The following is a 25963-nucleotide window of genomic DNA, read 5'->3' on the forward strand; positions in this document are numbered from 1 at the left end:
GGTCAGTGCCATCCGTTCGGCGCGGTCACGGTGTTCTTGACGTCGCAGTAGAAGTCGAAGCTCCAGGTGCCGCCTTCGCGGCCGATGCCGGAGTGCCGGGCGCCGCCGAACGGCGCCCTCAGGTCGCGGACGAAGAAGCAGTTGACCCACAACGTCCCGGCCACGAGTTGCTCGCCGACCCGCCGGGCACGATCCCGATCCCCCGTCACCAGTGTGGCGGCGAGCCCGAATCGGGTGTCGTTGGCGAGCCCGATCGCCTCGGCCTCGGTGCCGAAGGTCTGCAGGGTCAGGACCGGGCCGAAAACCTCCTCCTGGACGATCTCGCTGTCCTGCGCGACGTCGGCGAGCAGTGTGGGTCGGTAGTACAGGCCGCCGAGGTCGGTGTTGCGCCCGCCGCCGAGCAGTGCCTTGGCGCCGGCGTCGAGGGCACGGCGGACGAAACCGTCCACCCGCTCCACGTGGTCGGCGTGGATGTTGGGCCCCACGTCGGTGGCCGCGTCGCGCGGGTCGCCCTGGACCAGGGTGCGTGCCTTGGCCAGGAAGCGGGCGGTGAACTCGTCGGCGATCGAGGCGTCCACGAGCAGTCGGGTCCCGGCCAGGCAGACCTGGCCCGCGTTGTCGTACTGCTCGACGGCGAGTTCGACGGCCAGGTCCAGGTCGGCATCGGCGAAGACCAACAGCGGTGATTTTCCGCCGAGTTCGAGGCTCACCGGAGTCAGGTTGGCGGCGGCCGAGGCGCCGATCCGACGGGCGGTGGGCACCGATCCGGTGAAGCTGATCCGGCGTACGTCCGGGTGTGCGGTCAGCGCGGCGCCGACCTCCTCGCCGTAGCCCTGCACCACGTTGAACACGCCGGCGGGCAGGCCCGCCTCGGCGGTGATGTCGGCGAGCAGCGACGCGGTCAGCGGCGTCCACTCGGCGGCCTTGAGCACGACCGTGTTGCCGGCCGCCAGCGCCGGGGCGACCTTCCAGGTGGCCAGCATCAGCGGCGCGTTCCACGGGGTGATCAGCACGCACGGCCCGGCCGCGTCCCAGGAGACGTGGTTGCCGTGGCCGCGGGTGTCGAAGTCGTCGTGGCCCAGGTGTTCGGTGAGCCAGTCCGCGAAGAAGCGGAAGTTGTGGGCGACGCGCGGCATCACCCCGCGCAGGTGCGAGCGCAGCAGCGCGCCGTTGTCGGTGGTCTCGACGATCGCCAGGTCGGCGAGCCTGGCCTCGACTCCGTCGGCGATGGCGTGCAGGAGGCGGGCCCGCTCGGCGCGCGGCGTGGCGGCCCAGGCGGGGAACGCGGCGCGCGCGGCGGCGACGGCCGCGTCCGCCTCGACACGGCCGGCCCGGGCGATCTCGCCGAGGGTGGTGCCGTCGATGGGCGAGACGTCGGTGAAGGTGTCCGCGGACCCGACGCGCTCGCCACCGATCCAGTGCCGGGTGTCGACGGTGACGCCCGCAACGGTGACCTCGGTCATGGAAAAGCCTCCAAGTCGTTTGACCCCAAACAATTTAGCCGGCTGCGATCGGGGCGGTCAAGGGGCGTGCGGGCTTCGCCCGGCGTTCCGACGAGGCCGGTGGGGCTCCGGCGGCATTCCCGCCGACCGGGCTCGCGTTGTATCGTTTGCTCCCAAACAATCTCGTCGGCGAAAGCGGGCACCATGGCGCGGCTCTCCCATCAGGACTGGCTCGACCGGGCGGCACGGCTGCGCCCGGTGACCGTCCACCACATCGACGGCGCCGACCACGCGGGCGACGGCGACACGTTCACCGTGATCGCGCCGCGCGACGGGAGACCGCTGGCCGAACCGGCCCGGGCCGGGCAGCGCGAGGTGGACCTGGCCGTGGCCGCCGCCCGCCGCGCCTTCGACACCGGGGTCTGGCCCCGACTCGCGCCCGCCGAACGCGGTCGCGCGCTGATCCGGTTCGCGGACGCGATCGAGGCGCACCGGGAGGAACTCGCGCTGACCGTCGCGCTGGAGATGGGCAAGCCGGTCACCGAGGCATACGACATCGAACTGCGCGCGGTCGCGGCCTGCTTCCGCTGGTACGGCGAGGTCGCCGACAAGCTGATCGACGAGGCCCCACAGACCGGCCCGGACGCACTCGCACTGGTCACCCGCGAGCCGGTGGGCGTGGTCGCTGCGGTCGTCCCGTGGAACTTCCCGCTCACCATGGCCGCCTGGAAGGTCGCCCCGGCGCTCGCGGCCGGCTGCACCGTCGTTCTCAAACCGGCCGAGCAGTCACCGCTGTCCGCCCTGCGGCTGGGCCGGCTCGGCGCCGAGGCCGGCCTGCCGCCGGGCGTGTTCAACGTGGTCGCCGGCGAGGGCCCCACCGCCGGGCGGGCGCTGGGCCTGCATCCGGACGTCGACGTGCTCGCGTTCACCGGCTCGACCGCGGTCGGCCGACACTTCCTGCGCTATGCGGCCGACTCCAACCTCAAGCGGGTCTGGCTCGAACTGGGCGGCAAGTCCCCGAACATCGTGCTGCCCGACGCCGACCCGATCGCCGCGGCGGCGAGCGCGGCGTGGGGCGTCTTCTTCAACCAGGGCGAGATGTGCACCGCGCCGTCCCGGCTGCTCGTGCACTCCTCGATCGCGGAGCACGTGACGGATGCGGTGCTCGAACGGGCCCGCGCGCTGCGCATCGGCGACCCGCTCGACCCGGCCACCACGATGGGCGCGCTGGTGAGCGCGGCGCACCTGGCCCGGGTGCGCGCGCACATCGCCGGAGCGCAGGCGGCCGGCGCCCGGTTGCGCACCGGCGGGGAACGGGTGGACCGGCCCGGCCACTTCCTGGAGCCGACGGTGTTCGACCGGGTCGCCCCGGACATGGCGTTGGCTCGCGAGGAGGTGTTCGGTCCGGTGCTCGCTGTACTGACCTTCGACACCGAGGACGAGGCGATCCGGCTCGCCAACGCGACCGAGTACGGCCTCGCGGCGGGCGTGTGGACCACGAACCTGTCCGCCGCGCACCGGATCTCCCGCTCGGTGCGGGCGGGCACGGTCTGGGTCAACTGCTACGAGGAGGGCGGCCTGAACGTGCCCTTCGGCGGGATGAAGCAGTCCGGCCACGGACGGGACAAGTCGCTGCACGCACTGGAGAAGTACACGGACCCGAAGACCACCTGGATCCGGCTCTGACCCGACCGCGCCCGCATCCCCCGCCCATCTCCCTCCCGCCCTCCTTCCTTTCGAACCCGTCGAACCCGTCGAGCCCGTCGAGCCCGTCAAGCCCGTCAAGCCCGTCAAGCCCTTCGAGACCCGCGGAGACCGCAGTGACCCGTCCGCTGATCGCCATGCCGTGCCGGTTCGCGGCCACCACGTCCGCCCTGCGCTACGCCGCCGAGGTGACCGCCCGGGCGCTGGCCGAGGCGGTGTACGCGGCGGGCGGCGAGCCGTTCATGATGCACCCGGCCGAGCCCGCCGGCGCCGCGTCCCGACTCGCCCGCGCGGACGGCCTGTTGCTGCCCGGCGGCGGCGACCTGGCGCCGAGCACCTACGGCGCGGACACCGTGCACGACCGGGTGTACGACGTCGACGCCACGCAGGACGCCTTCGACCTCGCCTGCGCCCGGCACGCGCTCGCGGTCGGCCTGCCGACCCTGGCCGTCTGCCGCGGCCTCCAGGTGGTCAACGTCGCCCTGGGCGGCACCCTCACCCAGGACATGCCCGTCCACCACCGCCACCTGCTCCACCGGGTCACCCTGACCCCCGACTCGACCATCGCCCACGCCACCGGCACGGGACACCTGAACGTCTCCTGCTACCACCACCAGGCCATCGACCGGGTGGCCCCCGGCCTCCGCATCACCGGCACCGCCGCCGACGACACCATCGAGTCCCTCGAACCCACCACTCCCACCGGCTGGTTCACGGCCGTCCAGTGGCACCCCGAGGACACCGCCCACACCGACCCCACCCAACATTCCCTCTTCACCACCCTCACCGAGGCAGCCCACCACCACGCCCGCCGCTGACCCGACCGTTCATTGGCCCGCGTCGGCCGAGGGTTGCGTGGTCAGCCCTTCGCCCGCCGCCCCCCGCGCCTCGGCTTCGGTGCGTCACCGCCGAGCAGGTCCTGGCGGCGTTCCTCACCCTTGGCTTCGAGGCGGGCGACGATGCGGCGCAGGGAGTCGGCGAGGGTGAGGCACTCGTCGGCGGTGAGGTCGTCGGTGACGAACGCCTCCTCGGCGTTGAACGCCGGGAAGACCTTGGCCATCAGTGCCTCGCCGGCGGGGGTCAGCGAGAGCAGCACGAGCCGGCCGTCGGTGGCGTGTGCGGCGCGGGTGAGCAGGCCACGCGACTCCAGCGTGCGGGCCACGCCGGTGAGCGTGCCCTTGGAGATGCCCGCCTCCTCGGCGACGTGCCGGGTCTCGCTCTCCCCCCAGATCCACACCTCCCACAGCACGGTGAACGCGGTCCAGGTGAGTTCGGCGTCGCGCAGCACCGAGTTCTCCAGGTGCTGGCGTACCGCGGCGGCGGCGCGGTAGATGTTCGACACCGCGGCCATCTGCTCGCGCCGCAGCGGGATGTCGCCCAGTCGTGCCTGGACGGCCTTCTCCGTTTCGGTGATGGACCGCTTGCCGACCACGTGCTCCGCCTTCCTCGTCGACCGCGTCCGGGTGGTGCCCCGATACGCCTTCCGCACCCCGAAATCTAGTCCTTGTGGCGACCTGTTTGCATCCGTACGATCAGCGGCACCCGCAGATCGTACGGGCCCAAACGAATGGGTTCCCGCCCCTCGGAGGCGCCGGGCATGGCAACCAGACAAGCGTCGACGAACGGCATCACCGACCCCACGGCCGCCCCCGCGCGCGGTTCGCTCGGCGTCGCACACATCGTCTTCTTCGTGGTGGCGGCCTCCGCCCCGCTCACCGTCGCCGCAGGCGGCATCCCGCAGAGCCTCGCGGTCACCGGCACCTCCGGCATCCCCGCGGTCTACCTCGTACTGGCCGCGCTGCTCGCGGTGTTCAGCGTCGGCTACGCCGCGATGAGTCGGCGCATCACCGGCGCGGGCGCGTTCTACGCCTACGTCGCGCAGGGCCTGGGCCGGGTGGCCGGCCTGGGCGCCGCGTTCGTGGCGCTGATCTCCTACAACGCGATGCAGATCGGCATCTACGGCCTGTTCGGCTTCACCACCGCCGACTTCCTGGACGCCAAGCTCGGTTGGCACCTGGAGTGGTGGGTGGTGGTCCTGGTCGGCATCGTCCTCGTGGGTGTGCTGGGCTACCTGCGGATCGACCTCAACGCACGGGTGTTGGCCGCGCTGCTGATCGCCGAGACGGTGACCGTACTGATCTTCGACATCGGCGCGTTCAGCCGGGCGCCGGACGGCCTGTCGCTGCACCCGTTCTCCTGGGACGCGCTGACCTCGGGCTCGATGGGCGCGGCGTTCTGCTTCGTGATGGCCTCCTTCACCGGCTTCGAGTCGGCCGCGATCTACGGCGAGGAGTGCGCGGATCCCCGGCGCACCGTGGCCCGCGCGACGTACGTGTCGGTCGGCGTGATCGGCGTGCTGTACGCGGTCACCGCGTGGGCCCTGATGAGCGGCGCCGGCACCGACAGGGCGGTCGAGGCGGCGACCGAGCACGGGCCGAACCTGATCTTCGTGCTGGGCGGCGACCGGATCGGCTCCGGCTTCGCCGACCTGGCCCAGGTGTTCCTGATCACCAGCCTGTTCGCGGCCCTGCTGTCCTTCCACAACGCGGTCGCCCGCTACTTCTTCGCGCTCGGCCGCGAGGGCGTGCTGCCCTCCGCGTTGGGCCGCACCCACCCGCGCAACGACTCGCCGCACATCGGTTCGGCCACCCAGAGCGTGCTCGCCGCCGCGGTGGTGATCGTCTTCGCCGCGCTCGATCGCGACCCGATGGCGACGCTGTTCAACTGGTTCACCAACCTGGGCGCGCTGGGCGTATTGCTGTTGCTCGTGCTGACCTCGCTCGCGGTGATCGCGTTCTTCCTCCGGCGGGGCGCGGACGGGGAGAGTGTCTGGAGCCGGTCGATCGCGCCCGCCGGGTCGGCGGTGCTGCTCGCGGCGGTGTTCGTCGCCGCGCTGGACAACTTCGGTGTCCTGCTCGGCGTGGACTCCGGCTCCGTGCTGCGCTGGGTGTTGCCCGCGCTGGTGCTCGGCGCGGGGGTGGTGGGCGCGCTGTTCGCGCTGTACCTGCGCGCGGCCCGGCCGGGCGTGTACGCGGGCATCGGGCGCGGCCGGAGCTGACCGGCGGCCCACGCGTCGGGGCCGGCACCGTCGGGTACCGGGCCCCGGCGCGTTCGTCGCCACCCGCTATGCCGCGCCCGAACCGCCGCTCTCCAAGAGCGTGCCGCCGTTCCAGACCACGCCCACCTGCCGGTAGTAGGCGCCGATCATCTCGACCGGCTCCAGTCGGGCCAGTTCCTCGGTGGGCGCCTCGAACAGGGTCAACTCCGCGTCGCCGGTCCAGGCCTGCCCGCCCTCGGCGGACTCGGCGCCGGTGGCCACGAGTTCGTCCAGCGCCGGACCCCGACCCGATTCGATGGACGGCAACCAGCGGTGGTGGGCCATCGGGTGCCCGTTGACGAAGCCGTTGGTCGGCGACGGCTCGCGCAGCGTCACCACGGCCTCGGCCAACCGGCGGTCGGCGGCGGCCAGGGTCGCGCCGAACCTCGCGCCCGCCTCGATCCGCGGCGCCGGGCCGTACGGGTGCGGCCGGGTCTGGTGGATCGAGCCGAGCTTCTTCGGATACCCCTGGTGCAGGCCGCGCGCGATGGCGAAGTCCTTGTCGACCCAGATGTACACACAGCGCGAGTAGGTCACCCCCGCATACCGGCAGCGCACCACGGCGAAGCACTCCTTGTACTGCGCGCGCACCGGATCGAGCAGTTCCGCGCGGCCGGTCGAGCAGGACTGCCAGTCGGCCCAGATCAGCGCCACCGCCCCCGGGTCCTCCTCGGCGAGCGCCAACTGCGGGGGCAGCAGCTCGGCGACCCGCGCGGGATCGGTGCGGTACTCGACGGTGAGCAGGTCGCCCGAGTACGACCAGGGCGGTGCCGGGATCAGCGAGGACCGGCCCGTGCCGGTCTTGGGGTGGAAGAAACCGTGTACGCCGGTCATGGCGCCTCCCTCTGCGAACGTGCCAATCGTTTGGGTCCGTACGATATGCCTCCCGCAGCGCGTTGTCACGCACGCAAAGCCTTGCCCTCAACCCCTTGTGCGACGTCTGCCACGTCCATATGGTTTGGGCTCAAACGAATCGGCCGTCCCGCCGTCGCCCGTCCTGTGCGAGGAGAATCCGGTGAATCCATCCGAAGCGGACCGGGCCCACGCCGTCGTCGCCGACCTCAAGGCACGCGGCATCGACGTGGTCCGGATCGCCTACCCGGACCTGATCGGCACCGATCGCGGACGCGACGTGCTGGTGGACCACCTGCCCTCGGTGTGCGCACACGGTCTGGCGTTCTGCCGGGCGGTCTTCCACACCACCCCGCGCGGCGAGACCGTGCCGGTGGCCGGCGGCATGGACGTCGGACTGCCGGACATCTGCGTCCACCCCGACCTGGACACCCTCGTCGACATCCCGTGGGAGCCCGGCGTCGCGTGGTGCCTGGGCGAGACCACGGACCCGGCCGGCAACGGCCCCGCCGCCGAGGCGCCCCGTTCGCTGCTGCGCGACGTGCTGGCCCGGATGGCCGACGAGGTGGGCCTGCGACCGGTCGTCGGACCGGAGTTGGAGTACTTCCTGTGCGAACCGGACCCGCGGCGCACGGGCGGTTGGCGGCGGTACGGCGACGCGCCGGGCAACGTCTACGTGGCCGGGCGCCGCGGCGACCCGGACGGCCACCTGCTGCGCACCCTGCGCAGCCTCGGTCCGCTGGGCATCGGCGTCACCACCGGCAACCACGAGTACTGCTCCGGCCAGTTCGAGATCAACCTCGACCACTCCGACGCGCTGGACGCCGCCGACCGGGCCTTCCGCTTCAAAGCCGCGATCAAGGAACTCGCGCGCCTGGAGGGCAGGTTGGCCACATTCATGGCCAAACCCTTCAACGACGAGGGCGGTTCCGGCTTCCACCTGCACCTGAGCTGCCTGGACGCGGACGGCGCCAACGCCTTCGACGACCCGGCCGGCCCGCACGGCCTGTCTCCCGCCGCACACCACGCGATCGCCGGCGTCCTGGCCCACGCCCCCGCGCTCACCGCGCTGTTGAACCCGACGATCAACTCGTACAAGCGGTTCGGCCCGGACACGCTCGCGCCCTGGCTGATCGACTGGGGCCTGGACAACCGCAGCGCGATGGTCCGCATCCCACCCGAGCGCGGCGCCGGCGCCCGTCTGGAGATCCGGCTCGGCGACGCGAGCGCCAACCCGTACCTGGCCGTCGCCGGCGTGCTCGCCGCGGTCCACCTGGGACTGCGCGACAAGGCGAGCCCGCCGCCACCGCTGGAGGGCTACGGGTACGACGCCGCCAAGGCGCCGATCCTGCCCGCGACCCTGGCCGAGGCACTGGACGCGTTCGAGGCCGACACGGAACTCACCGCGCTGCTCGGCGCGCGGTTCACCGACGCGTTCACGACCTACAAGCGCGACGAGGTCGCCCGCTTTCGCCGGCACGTCACCGACTGGGAGTTCACCGAGTACGCCTACCACCTGTGAGTCCACCCGCGCCGGCGCCCCCGCGCACCCGGCCGATCCCCCGCGAGGAGCCTTCGTGAGCACCACCACCACCGCCTCCGCGGTCCCCGAGCCGATGCCGCTCGACGAGATCGACCTCGCCGACAACGACCGCTTCGTGGACGGCGAGACGCCCTGGCGGATGTTCCACACGCTGCGCCGCGAGGACCCCGTGCACTGGCAGCCCGAAGCGGCCCCCAACAGCGGCTTCTGGGCGCTGACCCGGCACGCGGACATCGTCGCGGTCGACCGCGATCCGCAGACCTTCACCTCCTCGCGGTTCACCAACCTGGAGGAGGTCGACGACTCGCAGATCGCCATCCGCCGCTCGCTCCTGGAAACGGACGGGCTGCGGCACACCGCGCTGCGCCGGCTGCTCCAGAAGCAGTTCACCCCGCGCGCGATCGCCGACTACGGCACGTTCCTGCGCGGGCTGACCGCGCGCACCCTGGACAACGCGCTGGCCAAGGGCACCTTCGACTTCGTGCACGAGGTCTCCGCCGACTTCCCGATCAACGTGTTGGCCAAGATGCTGGACGTGCCCGGCGAGGACACCGGCAGGCTGATCGACTGGGGCAACCGGATCATCGGCAACACCGACCCGGACTACGCGGACGTGCTTTTGGAGAGTGCGGAGAGCGAGCGCTACCGCGAGTTGCCCTTCCGCAGTCCCGCCTCGCTGGAGGTCTTCGAGTACGGACGGGAGTTGGCCGCCCGACGGCGCGGCGGCACCGGCACCGACCTGGTCAGCCGGCTGGTCAACCAGACCCCCTCGGACGGCGTTCCGCTGTCGCGGCACGACTTCGACAACTACTTCCTGCTGCTGGTCGTGGCCGGCAACGAGACCACCCGGCACGCCATCTCGCACGCGATGCTCGCGCTGCTGCGCAACCCGGAGCAGCTGGCGCTGCTGCGCGACAACCTCGCGCTGATGCCGGACGCGGTCGAGGAGTTCCTGCGCTGGGCCTCCCCCGTCTACCACTTCCGCCGCACCGCGACCCGGGACACCGAACTGGGCGGCCGGTCGATCCGCGAGGGCGACAAGGTGGTGCTGTGGTTCGCCTCGGGCAACCGGGACGAGGCCGTGTTCGAGAACCCGTACGACTTCGACGTCACCCGCCGCGGCGTGGACCACGTCACCTTCGGCAAGGGCGGCCCGCACTTCTGCCTGGGCAACGCCCTCGCCCGCCTGGAGATGCGGATCATGTTCGAGGAACTCCTGCCCCGGATCGCCGACATCCGGCTCGCGGGCGAGGTACGCCGGGTCCGGTCCAACTTCGTCAACGGCATCAAGGAACTCCCGGTGACGGTGACCCCGGCCTGAACCCGCCGTCCGGCCGACGGCGACCTCGGCGGCGTCCGGGCCGTCGATTAGGGTGCGCCGCATGGACACGCGTGGACTCACCGCAGGGGTCGTACTGTCGGCGGCACTGTTACTGGTCGGGTGCGGGAGCACCGAGGCCGGCCACGGCCCGGCGGCCGGTTCGGGCGGCCTGCACCCCCAGGGCGCGAACCCGCCGACCGGGGACCCCGGGTCCGCCGGTACACCGCCCGCGGGCGTCGAGCCCCGGTTCGTCCACGTCACCGACGTGCCCGGCTACGTGCTCGCGCGGCAATCGGTCGCGGTGTACGAGGACAGCGGCTTCCAGGCGGTCTACGTATCGGCGCAGGGCAGGCAGATTCACCTCGGCGTGGACGCGGGCGACTCGAACTCCGCGGACTGCCGGCCGAATCCGCCGGCGGGCGAGACGTGCGTGGCGGACGGCACCGCGTGGTATCGCAGCACGTCGGCCGAGCACACCTACTCCCGCGCCGGCAACGGCATGGTCGTGCGGGTGTGGGCCGACCCGAAGGAGATCGACCGGGCCACCCTGTACGCGGCGCTGCTCGCCGCCCGCCCGGCCGAACCCTCCGCCGCCCTCCCGGCGCCCCCGGCGTCCGGCACCCCCGCGCCGCGCTCGGCGCCGACCACCGCGAACACCCCGGTCGAGCGTGGCGATCTGCCGCCGGTCGGGGACGGTGCCCCGCTGAACCACCCGCCGCGTGCCGGCGGGTGATGCGGGCGGGCCCGGACCCGACATCCCGCACCACGGCCTCGAACCGAAGCGAAGATCACCCTCGAAGATCATTTCCGAATAGGGCCGGGCGGCTCATTCGAATGAATTCCACGAGACCCTGCGGCCCGCACCGAAAAATTGCCGCGCGGAATGTTCTCGACGCAGAAGATGCCAACGAAATCGGTTAACCGGGATTCACCTCCCGGCCCGTCACGACGCAGGCGACCCCCTCGTGAAGACGCCGGTCCGGCCCGCACCCGCTCGGCATCCTTGCAGGGTAGGAGCCTGATCGCGCTTTCCACAGGGAGATTTCCAGCCGGCGCGGATGGCTGGTAATCGTTCTTGTCGGCCGCCTATTCAGCGCTTAGCGTCCTCCCCGAGATCAAACAGATCTCCTGGATTCGCGGCACCCACCAAAGCGCTGCGACCGATATCGCGGGAGTTGTCATGAACGACAAGATTCTGCTCGAAGAAACCACCGAGACGCGCGACTTCGCCGACTTCGACCTCGACGTCCGCATCGCGGACGGCGAGCTCGAGGCGGCCGACTTCGGGGCGGCCGGCGGCTGGACCTCGCCGAGCACGTACGGCGTGCAGTCGCGCTGTCCGCTCTGCTGCGCCTGACCTGCAAGTCCGGGGGCGGGCGGTTGCGCCCGCCCCCGGGTGTCATCCTTCGGCGAGAGCCGGTCACACGGGCATGGGGTCGGTGCGGAACACGGTGCGACACTCCGAGCGGAATCCTGGGCACGTCGACGGTCCCGGCGCGGGACGCGACGACGCGCGAGACAAGCAATACGAACCGGCCGGCCCGGTCTTCGTGCGGATGGCGAGCGTGCCGCGCGCCGGCTCCGGCTCCGGCCTCCGACGCGCCGAATCGGCTCCGGAGACGGCCCACGCGCACACCGCCGAGGGGCTGCGCCGGATCATCGCCGACCCGCTGCTGCGCGAGGCGGTACGAGTCGCCAGCGGCAGCCTGGCCGCCGCCCTGGATCGGCTCGACGCGGGCGTGGACCTCGGCGCGAAGCGGCTGACCGGCACCGCGCTGTCGGTGACCCGGTACGCGCTGCGGATGAGCGGCCGGCCGACCCCGTTCGGCCTGTTCGCCGGCGTGACCACCGCCCACCTGGGAACATCCGCACGAGTGCGGGTGCACGGCCCCGGCACCAAGGCGGTCCGCCCGGACGCCGGCCGGCTGGACGAGCGGGTCCGGGCCTGGCTCGCCGAGCCCGAGGTCCGCCGGCGCGTCGACGTGGTGCTCAACGACCTGTGTCGGGTGCGCGGCGACCGGCTCGTGTTGTCCGGCCCCGAGCGGGAGATCTCGGTGCGGCACAGCCCACTGGTCGCGCACATCCGCGCGGCCGCACCGCACCCCGTCCCGTACCGGACCCTGCTCGACCGAGCCGCCGAGGCGTTCCCCGGCGCACCCCGCGACCGGCTCGACGCCTCGGTGGCGCAACTGCTGCGACACGGCTTCCTGCTCAGCTCGATCACCCCGCACCGGCTCGACGACGCACTGCTCGATCGCATCGATGCCGCCGTCGAGGAACTGCCGTCCGTCGCCGCAGAGTTCCGGGCCACCCGCAGTGCGGTGCGCGAATACGAGAAGGCCCGGCCGGGCGAGGGCACCGAGCCGTGGCACCGGTTGATGGCACTGGTCGATCCGCACGCGGACGCCGCCCGTCCGCCCGTGCAGGTGGACCTGCGGATGGACGCCGAAGTCACCCTGCCCCGAGCCGTGGGCGAGGAGGCGAGCGCCTACGCCGACGCGATGTGGACGCTGTCGGACGCGTGGGTCACCCACGAACACATGCGCGACTACCGAAATCGGTTCATCGAGCGGTACGGCACCACCCGGACCGTCCCGCTGGCCGAACTCGTGGACCCGCACCGCGGCCTGGGCTTCCCGACCGGCTACGGCGACCGCCTGGCGCCGGGCGAACAACCCACGACCCGCTACCGACCCGGCCGCGACCGGCGGGTGCTGGTCGCCGAACTGGTCCAGGAGGCACTGCTGCGCGAGGACCGCGAACTGCGGCTCACCCCGGAGCTGATCGAACTGCTCGCCGGGACCGCGCAGTCCGAGGGTGGCGAACCCGCCGCACCGCCGAACTCGCTCGACCTGTGCTTCCAACTCCTGGCGCCCGACGCCGCCGCACTGGACCAGGGCCGCTTCACGCTGGTCGGCACTGCGCACGCGGGCTCCTGGGTGGCCGGCTCGATGGCCGGGCGCTTCGCCGAACTCACGGACGGCAGCGCCGAGTTGGCCGAATTGGTGGCGGCCGCGGCGGATGCCGACGCGGTACCCGCCCAGATCTCGTTCCGCCCGCACACCGCTCGCGCGCTGAACATGATCCAGGTACCGCGCCTGTTGCCGCACGAGATCCCGGTCGGGGTGTACGCCGATCGGCGCGACCCGCACAGCCTGGACTGGCGCGAGTTGCTCGTGGGAGTGGGCCCGGCCGGTCTGCACCTGATCCTGCCCCGGACCGGGCAGCGGGTGATGCCCGTGGTGCCGCACATGCTGGCGCTCGATCGCGAGGCGCCCAAGGTGGTCCGGCTGATGGTGGACATCGTCTTCGGCCGGTCCCGGACCTGGACCGGATGGGACTGGACCGGCCTGGAGGCGCTGCCGCTGCTGCCCAGGGTGACCTTCGGCCGGGTCGTCGCCGCACCCAAACGCTGGACCCCGGACCGCGCGATGTGCGCGGCGGCCGAGGACCCGCCCGAGTTCGACCGCGCGCTGCGCGAATGGAGCGACCGCTACGGCGTGCCGGACCGGGTCCAGGTGGTGCACTGGGACCGGGTGTACGGCGTGGATCTGGCCCTGCCCTGGCACCGCACGCTGCTGCGCCACGAGGTGCGCCGGGGCCGGATCGCGCTGCTGGAGGACCTGAGCGAGGACGGCCGCGGCTTCGGCTGGGCGCACGGGCACAGCACCGAGGTGGTGGTCCCGCTGACCCGCCGCGCCACGGTTCGGGCGTTGCCCGCGATCGCCCCGGCCGTGCCCGAACCCGTCGTCGAGTCCGCCGCCGCCTACCATCTGCCGGGCGAGGACTGGTTGTTCGCGAAGCTGTACGCGACGCCGGACACCCACGACGAACTGCTCCGGGTGCACCTGCCCGCGCTGCTCGCCGACGTCGGTGAGCACGTCGACCGCTGGTTCTTCATCCGATACCTGGACCCGGACCCGCACATCAGGATCCGCCTGCACGGCGCCCCGGCCTCGCTGCGCGACCGGGTGCTGCCCGAACTGGCCCGGCATGTAAGGGCCATGCGCGATGTGGGTGCCATCCGCACGATGGCACTCGACGTGTACGAGCCGGAGACCCGGCGCTACGGCGGGCCGAACGCACTGGCGGCGGCGGAGCGCCTGTTCACCCTGGACAGCAGGTCGGCCATCGCCCAACTGCGTCTGCGGGCAGGCGGTGCGCTCGCGGTGCCGGACGAGGTGCTGATCGCGGTCAACCACGCACTGCTCCTGGAGAGTCTGGGCGACTGGGACTGGCCCTCGTGGGTGCGGTACGCGTTCGTCAAGGACCCGGACCAGAGCGCGTTCCGCCGACATCGGCCGCTGATCCGGGAGCTGATCCGGCCCGGACACACCGCCGCGGCGGTCGGCGAACGGCTGGGCGTCCCGGCGCTGGCCCGGTTGTGGACGCGGCCGGAGTACGGCCGCGCGTACGGCGCGATCGTGTTGTCCGACGCGGGCCGCCGACCGGCCGGCGCCGCGCACGAGAACGCCGTGCTCGGCCTGTTGCACATGCAACACAACCGACTGCTCGGCATCGACCGGGCGGGCGAACAGCGCGGCTACGCCCTCCTGCGCGGGATCGCGAGCGACCACCTGGGCCGGCTCGCGCACGCCCCGGGACGGCCCGGGGCGGCGGAGCCCGGCGCCACCGGCCCCAAGGCCGCGATCTCGAAGAGCGCCACCCGCCCCGGGGCCGCGGGCGCCGGTTCCGGGACCGGCGAGGGCGCAGACGACCGGGAGAGGAACGAGCGGGATGGCTGAGCCGGCGCAGGACGGCACGACGACGACCACGGTCGGCGCACCCGCCGAGCCCCGCTTCGCCGACCGGGCGCGGGCGATGGTGGCGCGGGTGTTGGAGCGGCTCGCCGACCCGGCCGCGGTCGCCGCGGACACCGCCGTCCTGGCGGAGATGTCCTGGGACGGCGACGACCAACCGTTGTGGGTGGACCTGTCGCTGTCCAGCGGATTCCCGGGCGTCTCCCTGGCCTTCAGCGGCAGCACCCCGCGCGGGCCCGAGCACGCCGCCCGCGCGCACGCGCACCTGGCCAGGGCGATGGAGGTACTGGCCGCGGAGCGTTTTCCGGCGGCCGGCATCTTCACCGGGCCGGGCTCGGTCGCGTTCGCCACGCTGGTCGCCCACCGCGCGACCGGCGGGTATGTGAACGCCTTGGCCCGCATGGACGAGCACCAGCGCCGGGTGGTCCGGGCGGCGCTGCCGCGCCCGCGCACCAACACACCGCTCACCACCAACGGCGAGTTCGAGGCCGTCCGCGGGCTGAGCGGAGTCGGCCGCTACCTGCTGGCCCGCGACGCCGACGGCGACGAGTTGCGGATGGTGCTGTCCTATCTGGTCGGGCTGGCCGAGGGCGAGATCCTGCATCGGGGCCGGCGGGTGCCGCGCTGGTGGACCCTGGCCGCGCCCAAACTGGGCCAGGAGGTGGAGATGCCCGCCGGCCATCTCAACCTGGGCCTGTCGCACGGGATCGCCGGACCGCTGGCGCTGCTCGCGCTGGCCTGGCGTGCGGAGGTACGGGTACCGGGGCAACGCGCCGCGATCGAACAACTGGTGGCGCTGCTCGCCGAGTGCGCCGTCCCCACCGGCGATGCCCTGTGGTGGCCGGCTTTTCGAACCCTGGAGCAGTGGGCGACCGCACCCGACCCGGGTACCCCGGCGCAGCGCCCGTCCTGGTGCTACGGCGCCCCCGGGGTCTCCCGTGCCGTGCAGTTGGCGGCGCTCGCCCTCGACCGGGCCGACTGGCACGAGCTCACCCGCCGTTCGCTCACCGGCCTGCTCGGCACGCCGGTCGCGGACTGGGGCATCGACGATCCGGCGCTGTGTCACGGCTGGGGCGGGCTGCTGCACCTGCTCGGCCTGCTGGGCGAACACCTGGACGACGCCCGACTGCCTTCCGTTCGGGACGAGTTGGCCGCGCTGGTGTTGGCGCAGTATCGCGACGAGTACCGTTTCGGCTTCCGCTCGACGATGACCCGCGTCCCGCAGGGCGTGGACGTGCCGGCGTTCCTGGAGGGCGCGGCGGGTGTCGCGCTCGCCCTGGACGCGTACGCCGAGGGTCGCGTGGTGGCCGGCTGGGATCAGGCGCTCCTGGTGGCGTGATTCCGGCCGGGCGGTCGACGGGGGTCAAAACGCGGCCTGTTGCGAGTACGTTCCCCTGCCATGGACTCTTCCAGCGGCACACCGACCGCCTCCCCCGGATCCCGGGAACGACCCCGATCCCGCAGCAGGTTGCGCCCCTTCGGCCGGCCCGGACGTGGCCTCCTGTTCGTGGTGCTCGCGCTCCTGGCCGCCCTCGTCCCCTCGACCCTCCCCGGCACGGCCACCGCGGCACCCCTCACCGCCGCGGAGCAACGCTGGGGCAACGACCGGCTCGACCAGGTCACTTCGTTGACCACGCACAACTCGTTCACCAACTACGAGGACTCGCGCTGGTCCTCGGTCAACCAGTCCGAGTCGGTACGCGGGCAGTTGGACCGGGGCGTACGCGGGCTGATGCTCGACACGCACTGGTACGAGCACAGCACCGGCCTGTGCATCATCAGTTTTGGCAGCGACTGCTACCCGAGCGACGTGTACCTGTGTCACGGGGACTGCAAGGCGTTCGCGGGGGTGACCTATGCGCTGCCTCGGCAGAGCCTCGCCGGGACGATGCAGACGGTGGTCGACTTCCTGAAGGCGAATCCGCTGGAGGTGGTCACCGTGTTCCTGGAGGACTACGTCGACACCGACCGGCTCCGCCGGTCCCTGGAGCAGGTGCGCGGCCTGCCCGATCTGCTGTTTCGGCCGGACACCGCCGGCGTGCGGAACAACGGCTGGCCCAGGGTGGCGGACATGGTCACCGCGGACAAGCGCCTGCTGCTGTTCTCCGACAAGCCCGGCAAGGAGGGTCTGGGTGTGATGTACGACCGGGACTGGACGGTGCAGAACTACTGGAGCCTGGGTGACCTGGGCAACGATCTGGCCTGCACCAGCCGATGGTCCGACATCCCGCTGAACCGGACCGAACCGGGCTTTCGCCGGTTGTTCGCGATGAGCCACTTCCGCAATGTGCCGACGATCGGGACCGCCGCCCTGGACAACGGGACCAAGCTGCGCAATCGCATCGCACAACAGTGCGCAACGGCGGCGGGGCGGAATCCGAACTTCGTCGCGGTGGACTTCCATCGGCAATCCGACGGGAGCGGGCACAGCCCGGCATCGATCGTCGGCGAGTTGAACGGGGGCTGAGCGGCGGCCGGCGGCGGAAGCCGAGGGGCCGGGCGAGGTCGCGTGGTGCGGGCCCTGGGCGCATGGTGGGCGCGGGGCAGGCCCGTGCCGCGGGACGGGCAAGGCGCGAAACACCCGGGTGGCACGGGGCGGGTCGGCGTGGGGGCGAGAAGGCACGCGGGGCGGGCCCGGGCCGCGGCGACCCCGTTGTCGCCGGCGTGATCCCGCGCGATCCGGCGGATTCCGACGCACGGCGGGGCGACCGGCGGCACGACGCGTGTGCCGGTCGGTCCGCCGTCGGAACGCTCCGGCGGGACCCTCGGGGCGTTCCGACCCGGCACCCCGGTCGGACCGCCCCGCACGGGCGGTCCGACCATCGCATCCGACCGGGTGGTCCTCAGGCGCGATTGGCGGTGCGAGCGCCCGTCGCGCGCTTGGCGCCGGCCGTCTTGCGACCGGGCGCGCTGCGCGTGGTGGGCGTCTTCTTGGCAGTGGTCTTCTTGGCCGCCGTGGACTTCGCGGTCGTCTTCTTCGCGGTGGTCTTCTTGGCCGCCGTCGACTTCGCGGCGGTGGTCTTCTTGGCGGCGGTCGTCTTGGCGACGGCCTTCTTCGCCGTGGTCTTGCGGGCCGGAGCGGCGGTCTTCGCCGCAGTGGTGCCCCGGGTGGTCGCCTTCTTGGCGGGGGCCTTCTTGGCGGTGGCCTTCTTCGCGGTCGTCTTCTTGGCCGCGGCCTTCTTGCCGGCGACGGTGGTACCGCCGGTCACCGTGCCCGGCGAAGCCTTCTTGATCGCGGTCTCGCCACGGGTCAGCTTCTTGGTGCCGCCGGTGAGGTCCTTGAAGCCCTGGCCCGGGCGGAAGCGCGGCACCGAGGTCTTCTTCACCCGAACCCGTTCGCCCGTCTGGGGGTTACGGGCGTACCGGGCGGCGCGCTCGACCTTCTCGAACGAGCCGAAGCCGGTGACCGAGACGCGGTCCCCGGCGACGACCGAACGGATGATGGTGTCCAGGACCGCGTCGACCGCTTCCTCGGCCGCAGCCCGGCCGCCGAGCTTGTCGGCGATGGCTTCGACGAGTTGTGCCTTGTTCATGAGATGCCTTTCGTGGTGCGGGGGTACCGATCGTTTCGACCGGCCGGACCATCCGACCGATCGGGTCGAACGCCGTTGCGCCAGTACCCATTTCCATGACTGTAACTCTCCGTCACACGGGGGGCATTTCGAACCGCGGCAAAGACGCGCCCGAAACACCCCCTTGGATCAACGACGAGGGCCCACGCGGGGATCCGCGAAACGCTCGACAAATCCTCCTGTCCGGTCCCGATGTTGACCCACCGAGGGGCGGTTTCCCCTTGTGGCGCAAGGCCCGAGGCACTCCGGACGAGCTTCCCCCGTGGCCCGGCGACGGTCTCCGCAGGTGCGGTAATCGGGAAATACTCGCCGACGCGAGCTTCCGCCGAACGGATTTCGCACATTCGGCGTGGCAACGTCCGTCCGTGGACGTGATCCGCGCCCCGAGCCGCCGGCAACTCATCGAATCCGACCCGCAATCGATCGACCGCCCGACACTCCGTGCGGCCCCGGCCGGCGCATTGCGACCGGCCCCCGCCCGAAGGCGGAATCGACCCTCGATCTCCGACACCGCGGCGCCACCACAGGGCCGTTGACGTGCACGAATGCCCAGCAATGGGCGCCGGCAGCGACCGAACGGGCGGTATGTCGGGGTCGCACACCGACCCGCACACCGACCCGCACAACGACGACTCCGGGCTCTCGAACCGGGCCCGATCACAGCCCCGGCCGTGGTAATTCCGGCCGTCACCGGGCCGACCCGGGCCCGAAGACGCGAAATCGGTCCGCCCGGGGGCTCGTGCCCGCGAAATCCGCCCGCCGGAAGGGCCGATCCGAGGCCGGAACACGGGAAAGCGGACCGGTGAAGCCGGATCCGGGCGGCCGCCCGGGGCGGATCAGGGCCACCGAAAGCCGATTCCGCGGCCGCCGTCGGCCGATCGGGAGGGCCCACGGGGGCATCGGCGGGCCGGTGGAGGGGGCCGAATCGGGTCGATCCGCGCCGGATCGCCCCGGGTCCGCCCTGAATCCGCCCTTCGTCGCTGCGGATCCGCCCTTCGCCGCACCGGATCCTCCGCGGGCGTCGGGGAAATCGCAGCCGATCCGGACGAATCCTCGATTTCGCGACGGGTCGAGGCGCGAGCCATCCGGTCAGGGCACGGGCCGAGTCGGCGCACGCCGAGCGCGTCGAGGCGTTCCGGGCCGATTTCGGCCACGCACAGCCCGCCGAGAGCGGAATCCGCAACGCCCCGAAGCACATCCGCGCCACCCGACGGCGGGCTCGGCGACGGACTCGGCGGCGGGCGGTGGCGTGTGGCGCCGGCACCCGGCGGATCCGGGATCCGCAGTGGTCGGCGCTGGTCCGCGCTGGTCCGCGGTGGTTCGTAGGGGGACGGGCTCACCGGCGCAATCCGGCTCCCCATCCGGTGCACCGGCGCGGTCGAGGACGGAATCACGCACCGGGACAAGGCGCGTACGGGCCTGCCGGAACGGATTCCGTGGCCGGATGGGATCCGTCGAGCAGGCCGGGGTCCGATTCCGCGGCGTGCCGGGCGGATCGGGGCTCGGGAGCCGACCCGCCGACCGTCTCCTCGGACTGGTGCGCCGGTCCGGTAGCGCAGCGTGATCCCTTGTCGATGCCGAAGGGGCCCACCGGCAGGCTCGGACGGAATCGGCGGCGGCGACCACGTGCGGACCGGGTCGACGGGCGGTTCGGGATCACCCGAATGGTCGTGCCCGGGCCGATCGGCCCGCCCGGGGCCGCAGCGGTGGTCACGGACGCGCGGAGGCCGATCGGGCAGGCGAATCCGGTGCCGAGACGGGCCGGCTCACGGGCGGCGTCGGTCGGTCGGCCGCCCGGCCGAGAGGGCGCGGGCGGGCGGCCCTGCGCCGCGCCCGGCGCGAGTTCGACCGGCGTGTTCGCCCGGCTCGTCGGACGGTACGCGCGGCCGGGATCGTGCCCGGCCGAGTCGGCGAGACGACGCGTACGCCGACCCGTACGCCTCCTCCGAGCGCAACCGATCGGGCCGGATGAACTCGTCGGCGTGGCGTGTCGATTCGCTCGATCGGCACCGAGCAGACAATCCAGGGGTCGGGGCCCGACCTGCGTCGACCGGGGTCAACATCGCCTCGAAGCCGACGTGTTCGACCGCCGCGGTGATCTGCGCGAGGTGGCCCGAGCCCAGGTGGGCGACGACCATGCCCAAGCACGCCGGCGGTGGCGGTGGCAATGGCGGCGGAGCGTAACGGAGCCGGCCGTCCGGCGACATGGCCGTCGGCTCCGGGTGTCTCGCCACCCGGACCGGCCGAATCCACCCGGCGGTCGGCCGCGTTCGCCCGATCGACCCCGGCCGGCCGGGGCGGCTATGCCTGTTCCGGCTGTTGTCCCGGCCAGTCCAGCTTCAGCCGTTGCAGCTTGGGCAGTTGGGCGACGACGAGGTCGTAGGAGTCCTCGATCAGGTCCCGCACCATCGTCTCCGGCAGCGAGCCGTCGAGGGTCACGGTGTTCCAGTGCCGCTTGCTCAGGTGATAGCCGGGAGCGATCGCCGGGTGTTCGGCGCGCAGCCGGATCGCGAGTTCCGGGTCGCACTTCAGGCTCACCCGCAACGGCCGCGGGTCGGTCAGCGTCGAGAACGCGAAGATCTTCCCGCCCACCTTGAACGTCGACAGGTCGGGATTCCGGCCGAACGGAAACTCCTCCACGGCTCCGTTGAACTCCAGACACATGGCCCGCAGCCGCTCGGCCCCCATCCCCGCCAACCCCTGCGCATCGACCATCCCGCCAGTATGCCCACACCACAACGGCCCACCCGAACCGGGCGGCACCCCCGGCACACGACAACCAGGCGCCCGACCCGCCCCGGCATCGAAACGCCCCCGCCCGACCCCCTGCCCGTCCGCCCTGCCCTCGCGGCCGCCCCCCGGCAGTCCGTCCCCGCCACCCTCGCCCGGCCCCGGTCCCGGCAGCTCCCGTCCCCCCTCTCGGCGGCCCGACGCCCGAGTCGCAGGCCCTAGAGTGCGGTCGCGACGGACCTGCCAAGGTCCACCCACCGACGAGGAGGACCATGACGAACCCGCTGATCGCCGCCGTGGGCGGGCACGAGCCGCAGATCGATCCCGCCGCATTCGTCGCCGCGAACGCGACCGTCGTCGGCGCCGTCTCCCTCGCCGCCGGCGCGAGCATCTGGTACGGCGCGGTGCTGCGCGGCGACGCCGAATCGATCGCGGTGGGCCCGGACACCAACATCCAGGACAACTGCACCGTGCACAGCGACCCGGACTTCCCGACCGTGATCGGCGCGCGTGTGTCCGTCGGCCACAACGCGGTGCTGCACGGCTGCACGATCGAGGACGATGTCCTGGTCGGCATGAACTCCACGGTCCTCAACGGCGCCCACATCGGTGCGGGCGCCCTGATCGCCGCCGGTGCCGTGGTGCCCCAGGGCATGCGTGTACCGCCCGGCGTCCTGGTCGCCGGCGTACCGGGCCGGATCAAGCGCGAGCTCACCGAGGACGAACGCGCCGGCATCAAGGCCAACGGCGCCGGCTACCAATTCCTGGCTCGGGCGCACGACGAGATCACCTTCGACTGATCTCGGGGCGGCTCGATCCGACCGACCGGCATCGAGCCGGCAGGTCGGTATCGAGAAGCGAGGACCGAGGACCGAGGACCGAGAACCACCGCATCCAACCCCAACGCCGGCCGGTGCGCAAGGGTGCTCCGGCCGGCGGCAGTCGGCCCGTCGACGGAAATCGCGGTCCCGGGCAGCCGTCCTCGTCGTCGCCTCGGGCCGAGCACTGCGCTCGCCGGCGCCCGATGCGTCCGGGCCGCGGCCGAGCAGCCTCCCCGGCCGCGCGCCGGGCCCGTCGGGCCATCCGGCACGGCCGTCGAGCGTGGAGCGCACCGGCTTGAATTCGCCCTCCCATCAGGCAACTTCAGAGCCATACGTAAGCGTATGGCTGCGGAGAGTGTCCGATCGAATGCCGCCAACAGCCGCAAAGGGGACTTCTGTCGATCCACAACCGGAACCGGGCCTTCGACTTGACGCCGGTACGACAACCCCATGATCGTGTTCCGGCCGCCGGTGTTCCGCGAAGGACTCTCGACGGAGCCGGCCGGACAACCCTCATGCGGAAGGGCTACCGATGGGCCGATTTTGGAATCTCAAGACGCAGAAATCATCCGACAGAATCTCGCGGTCATCGCCCCCCAGGCCGCGGATGTCACGTCCCACTTCTACGCACTGCTGTTCCTGCGCCGTCCCGACCTGCGCGACCTGTTCCCCCCGGCGATGGACGTCCAGCGCGACCGTCTGCTGAACGCGCTGATCCGCATCGTCGGCGACCTGGACAACGCGCCGGCGCTGACCGGATTCCTCGGCCAACTCGGCCGAGACCATCGCAAGTTCGATGTCATCGCCGAGCACTACGACCTGGTCGGCGAATGCCTGGTCGCCGCCCTCGCCCGATTCAGCGGCGAAACCTGGAACGATGCGGTACAGGACGCCTGGGCACGCGCGTACGGCGCCGCCGCGGGCATCATGATCGGCGCGGCCGACGAGGACGCCCTGACCAACCCCCCACACTGGACCGCGGAAATCGTCTCGCACGAGAAGCCCGCCGACGACATCGCCGTGGTCACGGTGCGCCCCGACATCCCGTTCCCCTACCGGGCAGGCCAATACACCTTCCTGGAAACCCCGTGGTGGCCGCGCGTATGGCGGGCGTACTCGATCGCCAACGCGCCCGACCCGAACGGCCTGCTCACCTTCCACGTGCGCTCGGTGCCCGCGGGCTGGGTCAGCAACGCCCTGGTCCACAAGGCCAAACCGGGCGACCGCGTCAAACTGGGCGCCGCCATGGGCGAGATGGTGGTGGACCACCTGGCGCCCAATCCGGTGTTGTGCGTGGCGGGCGGTACCGGACTGGCGCCGCTGAAGGCGATGGTCGAGGAACTGGCCTACTACGGCACCGATCGATTCGTCGACCTGTTCTACGGGGCGAGCGCGCACAGCGGGCTGTACGGCCTGGAGGATCTGCTGCGGCTGTCCCAGCGGGTGTCCTGGCTGCGCGTGCGACCGGCACTGGACGACCTGACCCTGGCCGGGATCAGCGGAGGGGTCTCCGACGTGGTCCGGGAGTACGGGCCGCGCTACGACTGCGACGCGTACCTGAGCGGACCACCCGCGATGGTGCTGGACAGCGCCCGGGTGCTGCGCCGACTCGGCCTGAGCAAGCGACAGATCCACCACGACCCGGTCGTCGGCGCGTATTCCGCCGACGACGCGGCCCAACCGTCCGCCCCGGTGCCCGCGGATGCGCCGGGCTGACCCGCGAGCCGTCGCCGGCTCGTACCCCCACCAGACCCGAAACAGGCTCCCGCGACCTCGGTCGCAGCGCCGAGCCGGTTCCCAGGAGAGCGTTGACCGAGCACAGCATCACCCGGATCCGCGGCGACCAGCCGTCGTGTCCCGTGCCACACCACCCGCAAATCCCCGCCCAGCAGCCCCCGTCCGCCCCTCCCGATGTCACTCCCGAGGGCGCCGTGGACCCCGCCCGGGCCCTCGCGTTCCTCGATCGATTCCATCAGGAGACCAGGTCGCCGGAGGATCGGGACACTCGCCGGCGTGAGATCGTCGAGCAGATCCGCGAAACCGGCACCTACATCCACACCTCGGCCGAACTCGTCTGGGGCGCCCGGGCCGCCTGGCGCAACTCGGCCCGCTGCATCGGCCGGTTGTACTGGAACAGCCTGGTCGTCCGGGACCGCCGGCATGTGAGCCGCCCCGAGGAAGTGGCCGCCCAGTGCGCGGGACACCTGCGCGAGACCTGGCGCGGCGGCCGAATCCGGCCGACGATCACCGTATTCGCGCCCGACGCCCCCACCGGGCCGAGGGTACGGATCTGGAACGAGCAGTTGATCCGCTACGCCGGCTACCGCCGGGCCGACGGCGCGCTCGTGGGCGACGGACGCAACCTGGGCATCACCGAACTCGCGGGCGAACTCGGCTGGCGCGGCGCGGGCACCGACTTCGACCCGTTGCCGCTGATCATCGAGGGCGCGGACGGCCGACTCCGCGCGTACGCGCTGCCGCCGGACGCGATCCGCGAAATCGCGCTCACCCACCCCGAACACCCCGGCTTCGCCACCCTGGGCCTGCGCTGGCACGCGATCCCGGCGATCTCCAACATGCGCCTGGAGATCGGCGGCGTCTCCTACAGCGCGGCGCCGTTCAACGGCTGGTACATGGGCACCGAGATCGGCGCCCGCAACCTGGTCGACGCGGACCGCTACGACATGCTCCCGGCGATCGCCGCCCTGTTCGGCATGGACACCTCCAGCGAACGCACCCTGTGGCGGGACCGGGCCTTGATCGAACTCAACCGCGCCGTACTGCACTCGTTCGACGCGGCCGGTGCGACCATCACCGACCACCACACCGAATCCGACCGCTTCCTCCGGCACGTCGAACGCGAGGCGGAGGCGGGCCGCACGTGTCCGGCGGACTGGAGCTGGATCGTGCCACCGGTCTCCGGCGGCCTGACCCCGGTCTACCACCGCTACTACGACGACCACGACGAAAGTACGGAGAGCCCGGCCTACCTGCTCGACGAGGCCGCCGGCCGGCGCTCGGCGGGCCGGCGCCCCTGAACATGCCCGGCCACCGGGCGAACGAGTGAAATTCGGCGGACCGGGCGGGGCGTGCCCGGTCCGCCGCCGCAGGCACGGGGTGTTTCGCCGGTGGCGGGACGGGAAATCTCGGGGGCCGCAGTCGCGACAAGGCTCCGGTCGGCGCGTCCTTCACGACACGTCGTGGCATCAGGTGAAGGAATGGATCGATGGCTACAGGCAAGGTGAAGTGGTTCAACGCGGACAAGGGCTTCGGCTTCATCGAGCAGGACGACCGCGGCCCGGACGTGTTCGTGCACTTCTCGGCCATCCAGGGCGCGGGCTTCCGGCAGCTGGAGGAGAACGACCTGGTCGAGTTCGATGTCGTCCAGGGCCCCAAGGGCCCGCAGGCGGAGAACGTCTCCGTCCGCAAGGACTGACGCGTAGCAACCCGACCGCCGCACGACGACCGGGCACCGCCGGGACCGACGTCCCGGCGGTGCCCCGGTGCATGTCCCGGCCGGCCGGGCGGCGGGCGAAACGGCGGGCGGGCGGCGGACGGACTGCGAACCGGTCGGCGCGTTGCCCGATCAGCCCGGCAGGCCGGCCCGTCGGGCCTGCTCGCGGCGGCATCGGCCGCGGGCGACGGCCAGGCCGACGAAGCCGGCGACGGCGAGGACGGCGGTGATCGCGGCGGCGAGCAGCCACAGGTCGACCGTGCCCTGGTGGTCGTTCCACGCGGACGGCGGGACCGCCGAGCCGTCGCCGTATGTGGTCGTGTCGTGCAGCGACTTGCCCGCCCGCACGCCCGCCCACACCACGCCGGCGACCACCACGCACGACACGGCCAGGACCGCCGAGCCGGCGGGCGCCACGTACCACGCACCGTGCGGACGCACCGGCGCCGGCGGCGGGACGTGCCACGGCCGGGTCGGGAGGGGCGAGGTCGGCCGGGGCACGGGCGGGTACGACTGGTGGTTGATCACGGCCACCATCCTGGGTCCTCCCGGATCGGGCGTCCCGAGTACCCCTACTCGGATTCGCCGCGGCTTCCGGCCCGGACGATAGGTTCTCCTGCGCACGTGTGTGCGATCACTCGGGGAAGGTCTCATCGGCATGTCGCAA

The 25963-nt window shown here is 72.2% G+C and carries 19 protein-coding genes and 1 pseudogene; 14 read left to right on the forward strand and 6 right to left on the reverse strand.

All coding sequences use genetic code 11. The features are described from left to right. Nucleotides 1-5 precede the first annotated feature (5 nt). Nucleotides 6-1463, reverse strand: a pseudogene (locus ACFZBU_RS23720) (aldehyde dehydrogenase); the annotation flags it as partial. A 183-nt stretch (nucleotides 1464-1646) separates the two neighbouring features. Here ACFZBU_RS23720 and ACFZBU_RS23725 point away from each other — a divergent pair. Further along, nucleotides 1647-3128, forward strand: a complete 1482-nt coding sequence (locus tag ACFZBU_RS23725; protein ID WP_391585614.1) for an aldehyde dehydrogenase — start codon at nucleotides 1647-1649, stop codon at nucleotides 3126-3128. A gap of 134 nt (nucleotides 3129-3262) precedes the next feature. Next, nucleotides 3263-3964 (forward strand): gamma-glutamyl-gamma-aminobutyrate hydrolase family protein, encoded by a 702-nt coding sequence (locus ACFZBU_RS23730; protein WP_391585615.1) that lies wholly within the window; start codon nucleotides 3263-3265, stop codon nucleotides 3962-3964. A gap of 41 nt (nucleotides 3965-4005) precedes the next feature. Here ACFZBU_RS23730 and ACFZBU_RS23735 read toward each other — a convergent pair whose 3' ends face one another. Then, the gene (locus ACFZBU_RS23735; RefSeq protein ID WP_391585616.1) at nucleotides 4006-4578 is read right to left on the reverse strand and encodes a MarR family winged helix-turn-helix transcriptional regulator; all 573 of its coding nucleotides are present in this window, start codon (nucleotides 4576-4578) and stop codon (nucleotides 4006-4008) included. A 165-nt stretch (nucleotides 4579-4743) separates the two neighbouring features. On the opposite strand from ACFZBU_RS23735, the gene ACFZBU_RS23740 reads away from it, so the two are divergent. Continuing rightward, nucleotides 4744-6204: an APC family permease gene (locus ACFZBU_RS23740; protein ID WP_391585617.1), complete on the forward strand. Its 1461-nt coding sequence runs from the start codon at nucleotides 4744-4746 to the stop codon at nucleotides 6202-6204. Nucleotides 6205-6270: 66 nt separating this feature from the next. Here ACFZBU_RS23740 and ACFZBU_RS23745 read toward each other — a convergent pair whose 3' ends face one another. Beyond that, nucleotides 6271-7077, reverse strand: a complete 807-nt coding sequence (locus ACFZBU_RS23745; protein WP_391585618.1) for an acetoacetate decarboxylase family protein — start codon at nucleotides 7075-7077, stop codon at nucleotides 6271-6273. Nucleotides 7078-7258: 181 nt separating this feature from the next. On the opposite strand from ACFZBU_RS23745, the gene ACFZBU_RS23750 reads away from it, so the two are divergent. The 7 genes from ACFZBU_RS23750 to ACFZBU_RS23780 all read left to right on the forward strand — a co-directional run bounded on the left by ACFZBU_RS23750 (nucleotide 7259) and on the right by ACFZBU_RS23780 (nucleotide 17186). Then, a complete protein-coding gene (locus tag ACFZBU_RS23750; RefSeq protein WP_391585619.1) occupies nucleotides 7259-8617 on the forward strand; it encodes a glutamine synthetase family protein in 1359 nt (452 codons plus the stop codon). Between the two features lie 94 nt (nucleotides 8618-8711). Continuing rightward, on the forward strand, nucleotides 8712-9959 hold the full coding sequence (locus tag ACFZBU_RS23755) for a cytochrome P450 (protein ID WP_391585875.1): 1248 nt from the start codon (nucleotides 8712-8714) through the stop codon (nucleotides 9957-9959). A 61-nt stretch (nucleotides 9960-10020) separates the two neighbouring features. After that, a complete protein-coding gene (locus ACFZBU_RS23760) occupies nucleotides 10021-10692 on the forward strand; it encodes a hypothetical protein (RefSeq protein ID WP_391585620.1) in 672 nt (223 codons plus the stop codon). A 447-nt stretch (nucleotides 10693-11139) separates the two neighbouring features. After that, the gene (gene lanA, locus ACFZBU_RS23765; RefSeq protein WP_391585621.1) at nucleotides 11140-11316 is read left to right on the forward strand and encodes an SCO0268 family class II lanthipeptide; all 177 of its coding nucleotides are present in this window, start codon (nucleotides 11140-11142) and stop codon (nucleotides 11314-11316) included. Between the two features lie 94 nt (nucleotides 11317-11410). Next, a complete protein-coding gene (locus tag ACFZBU_RS23770; protein WP_391585622.1) occupies nucleotides 11411-14704 on the forward strand; it encodes a lantibiotic dehydratase in 3294 nt (1097 codons plus the stop codon). Then, entirely contained in the window at nucleotides 14697-16058 is a 1362-nt protein-coding gene (locus ACFZBU_RS23775) for a lanthionine synthetase C family protein (RefSeq protein ID WP_391585623.1), read from the forward strand. Before ACFZBU_RS23770 ends, ACFZBU_RS23775 begins: the two co-directional genes overlap by 8 nt. 60 nt (nucleotides 16059-16118) lie before the next feature. Next, nucleotides 16119-17186: a PI-PLC domain-containing protein gene (locus tag ACFZBU_RS23780; RefSeq protein WP_391585624.1), complete on the forward strand. Its 1068-nt coding sequence runs from the start codon at nucleotides 16119-16121 to the stop codon at nucleotides 17184-17186. A gap of 376 nt (nucleotides 17187-17562) precedes the next feature. Here ACFZBU_RS23780 and ACFZBU_RS23785 read toward each other — a convergent pair whose 3' ends face one another. Beyond that, nucleotides 17563-18252 (reverse strand): HU family DNA-binding protein, encoded by a 690-nt coding sequence (locus ACFZBU_RS23785; protein ID WP_391585625.1) that lies wholly within the window; start codon nucleotides 18250-18252, stop codon nucleotides 17563-17565. 2340 nt (nucleotides 18253-20592) lie between these two features. Continuing rightward, on the reverse strand, nucleotides 20593-20979 hold the full coding sequence (locus tag ACFZBU_RS23790) for an MmcQ/YjbR family DNA-binding protein (RefSeq protein ID WP_391585876.1): 387 nt from the start codon (nucleotides 20977-20979) through the stop codon (nucleotides 20593-20595). A 314-nt stretch (nucleotides 20980-21293) separates the two neighbouring features. On the opposite strand from ACFZBU_RS23790, the gene ACFZBU_RS23795 reads away from it, so the two are divergent. The 4 genes from ACFZBU_RS23795 to ACFZBU_RS23810 all read left to right on the forward strand — a co-directional run bounded on the left by ACFZBU_RS23795 (nucleotide 21294) and on the right by ACFZBU_RS23810 (nucleotide 25278). After that, entirely contained in the window at nucleotides 21294-21821 is a 528-nt protein-coding gene (locus ACFZBU_RS23795) for a gamma carbonic anhydrase family protein (RefSeq protein ID WP_391585626.1), read from the forward strand. Between the two features lie 564 nt (nucleotides 21822-22385). Then, nucleotides 22386-23558, forward strand: coding sequence for a globin domain-containing protein (locus ACFZBU_RS23800; protein WP_391585627.1), 1173 nt, complete (start codon nucleotides 22386-22388; stop codon nucleotides 23556-23558). A gap of 215 nt (nucleotides 23559-23773) precedes the next feature. Further along, nucleotides 23774-24880, forward strand: a complete 1107-nt coding sequence (locus tag ACFZBU_RS23805; protein ID WP_391585877.1) for a nitric oxide synthase oxygenase — start codon at nucleotides 23774-23776, stop codon at nucleotides 24878-24880. 188 nt (nucleotides 24881-25068) lie between these two features. Further along, entirely contained in the window at nucleotides 25069-25278 is a 210-nt protein-coding gene (locus ACFZBU_RS23810) for a cold-shock protein (protein WP_391585628.1), read from the forward strand. A gap of 150 nt (nucleotides 25279-25428) precedes the next feature. On the opposite strand, the gene ACFZBU_RS23815 is transcribed toward ACFZBU_RS23810, so the two are convergent. Continuing rightward, nucleotides 25429-25833 carry a hypothetical protein gene (locus ACFZBU_RS23815; protein ID WP_391585629.1) on the reverse strand — a complete coding sequence of 135 codons (405 nt, stop codon included), beginning with the start codon at nucleotides 25831-25833 and terminating at the stop codon, nucleotides 25429-25431. Nucleotides 25834-25963 lie beyond the last annotated feature (130 nt).

The organism is Embleya sp. NPDC008237 (assembly GCF_042956465.1).
In the GTDB taxonomy this organism is placed as follows: Bacteria; Actinomycetota; Actinomycetes; order Streptomycetales; family Streptomycetaceae; genus Embleya.

Excerpts from the sequence above, each read along its gene's own strand:
- ACFZBU_RS23725 (WP_391585614.1), top strand. The coding sequence starts at position 1,647 with ATGGCGCGGCTCTCCCATCAGGACTGGCTCGACCGGGCGGCACGGCTG.
- ACFZBU_RS23740 (WP_391585617.1), top strand. The coding sequence starts at position 4,744 with ATGGCAACCAGACAAGCGTCGACGAACGGCATCACCGACCCCACGGCC.
- ACFZBU_RS23745 (WP_391585618.1), bottom strand. The coding sequence starts at position 7,077 with ATGACCGGCGTACACGGTTTCTTCCACCCCAAGACCGGCACGGGCCGG.
- ACFZBU_RS23755 (WP_391585875.1), top strand. The coding sequence starts at position 8,712 with ATGCCGCTCGACGAGATCGACCTCGCCGACAACGACCGCTTCGTGGAC.
- ACFZBU_RS23760 (WP_391585620.1), top strand. The coding sequence starts at position 10,021 with ATGGACACGCGTGGACTCACCGCAGGGGTCGTACTGTCGGCGGCACTG.
- lanA (WP_391585621.1), top strand. The coding sequence starts at position 11,140 with ATGAACGACAAGATTCTGCTCGAAGAAACCACCGAGACGCGCGACTTC.
- ACFZBU_RS23775 (WP_391585623.1), top strand. The coding sequence starts at position 14,697 with ATGGCTGAGCCGGCGCAGGACGGCACGACGACGACCACGGTCGGCGCA.
- ACFZBU_RS23780 (WP_391585624.1), top strand. The coding sequence starts at position 16,119 with ATGGACTCTTCCAGCGGCACACCGACCGCCTCCCCCGGATCCCGGGAA.
- ACFZBU_RS23785 (WP_391585625.1), bottom strand. The coding sequence starts at position 18,252 with ATGAACAAGGCACAACTCGTCGAAGCCATCGCCGACAAGCTCGGCGGC.
- ACFZBU_RS23790 (WP_391585876.1), bottom strand. The coding sequence starts at position 20,979 with ATGGGGGCCGAGCGGCTGCGGGCCATGTGTCTGGAGTTCAACGGAGCC.
- ACFZBU_RS23795 (WP_391585626.1), top strand. The coding sequence starts at position 21,294 with ATGACGAACCCGCTGATCGCCGCCGTGGGCGGGCACGAGCCGCAGATC.
- ACFZBU_RS23810 (WP_391585628.1), top strand. The coding sequence starts at position 25,069 with ATGGCTACAGGCAAGGTGAAGTGGTTCAACGCGGACAAGGGCTTCGGC.
- ACFZBU_RS23815 (WP_391585629.1), bottom strand. The coding sequence starts at position 25,833 with ATGGTGGCCGTGATCAACCACCAGTCGTACCCGCCCGTGCCCCGGCCG.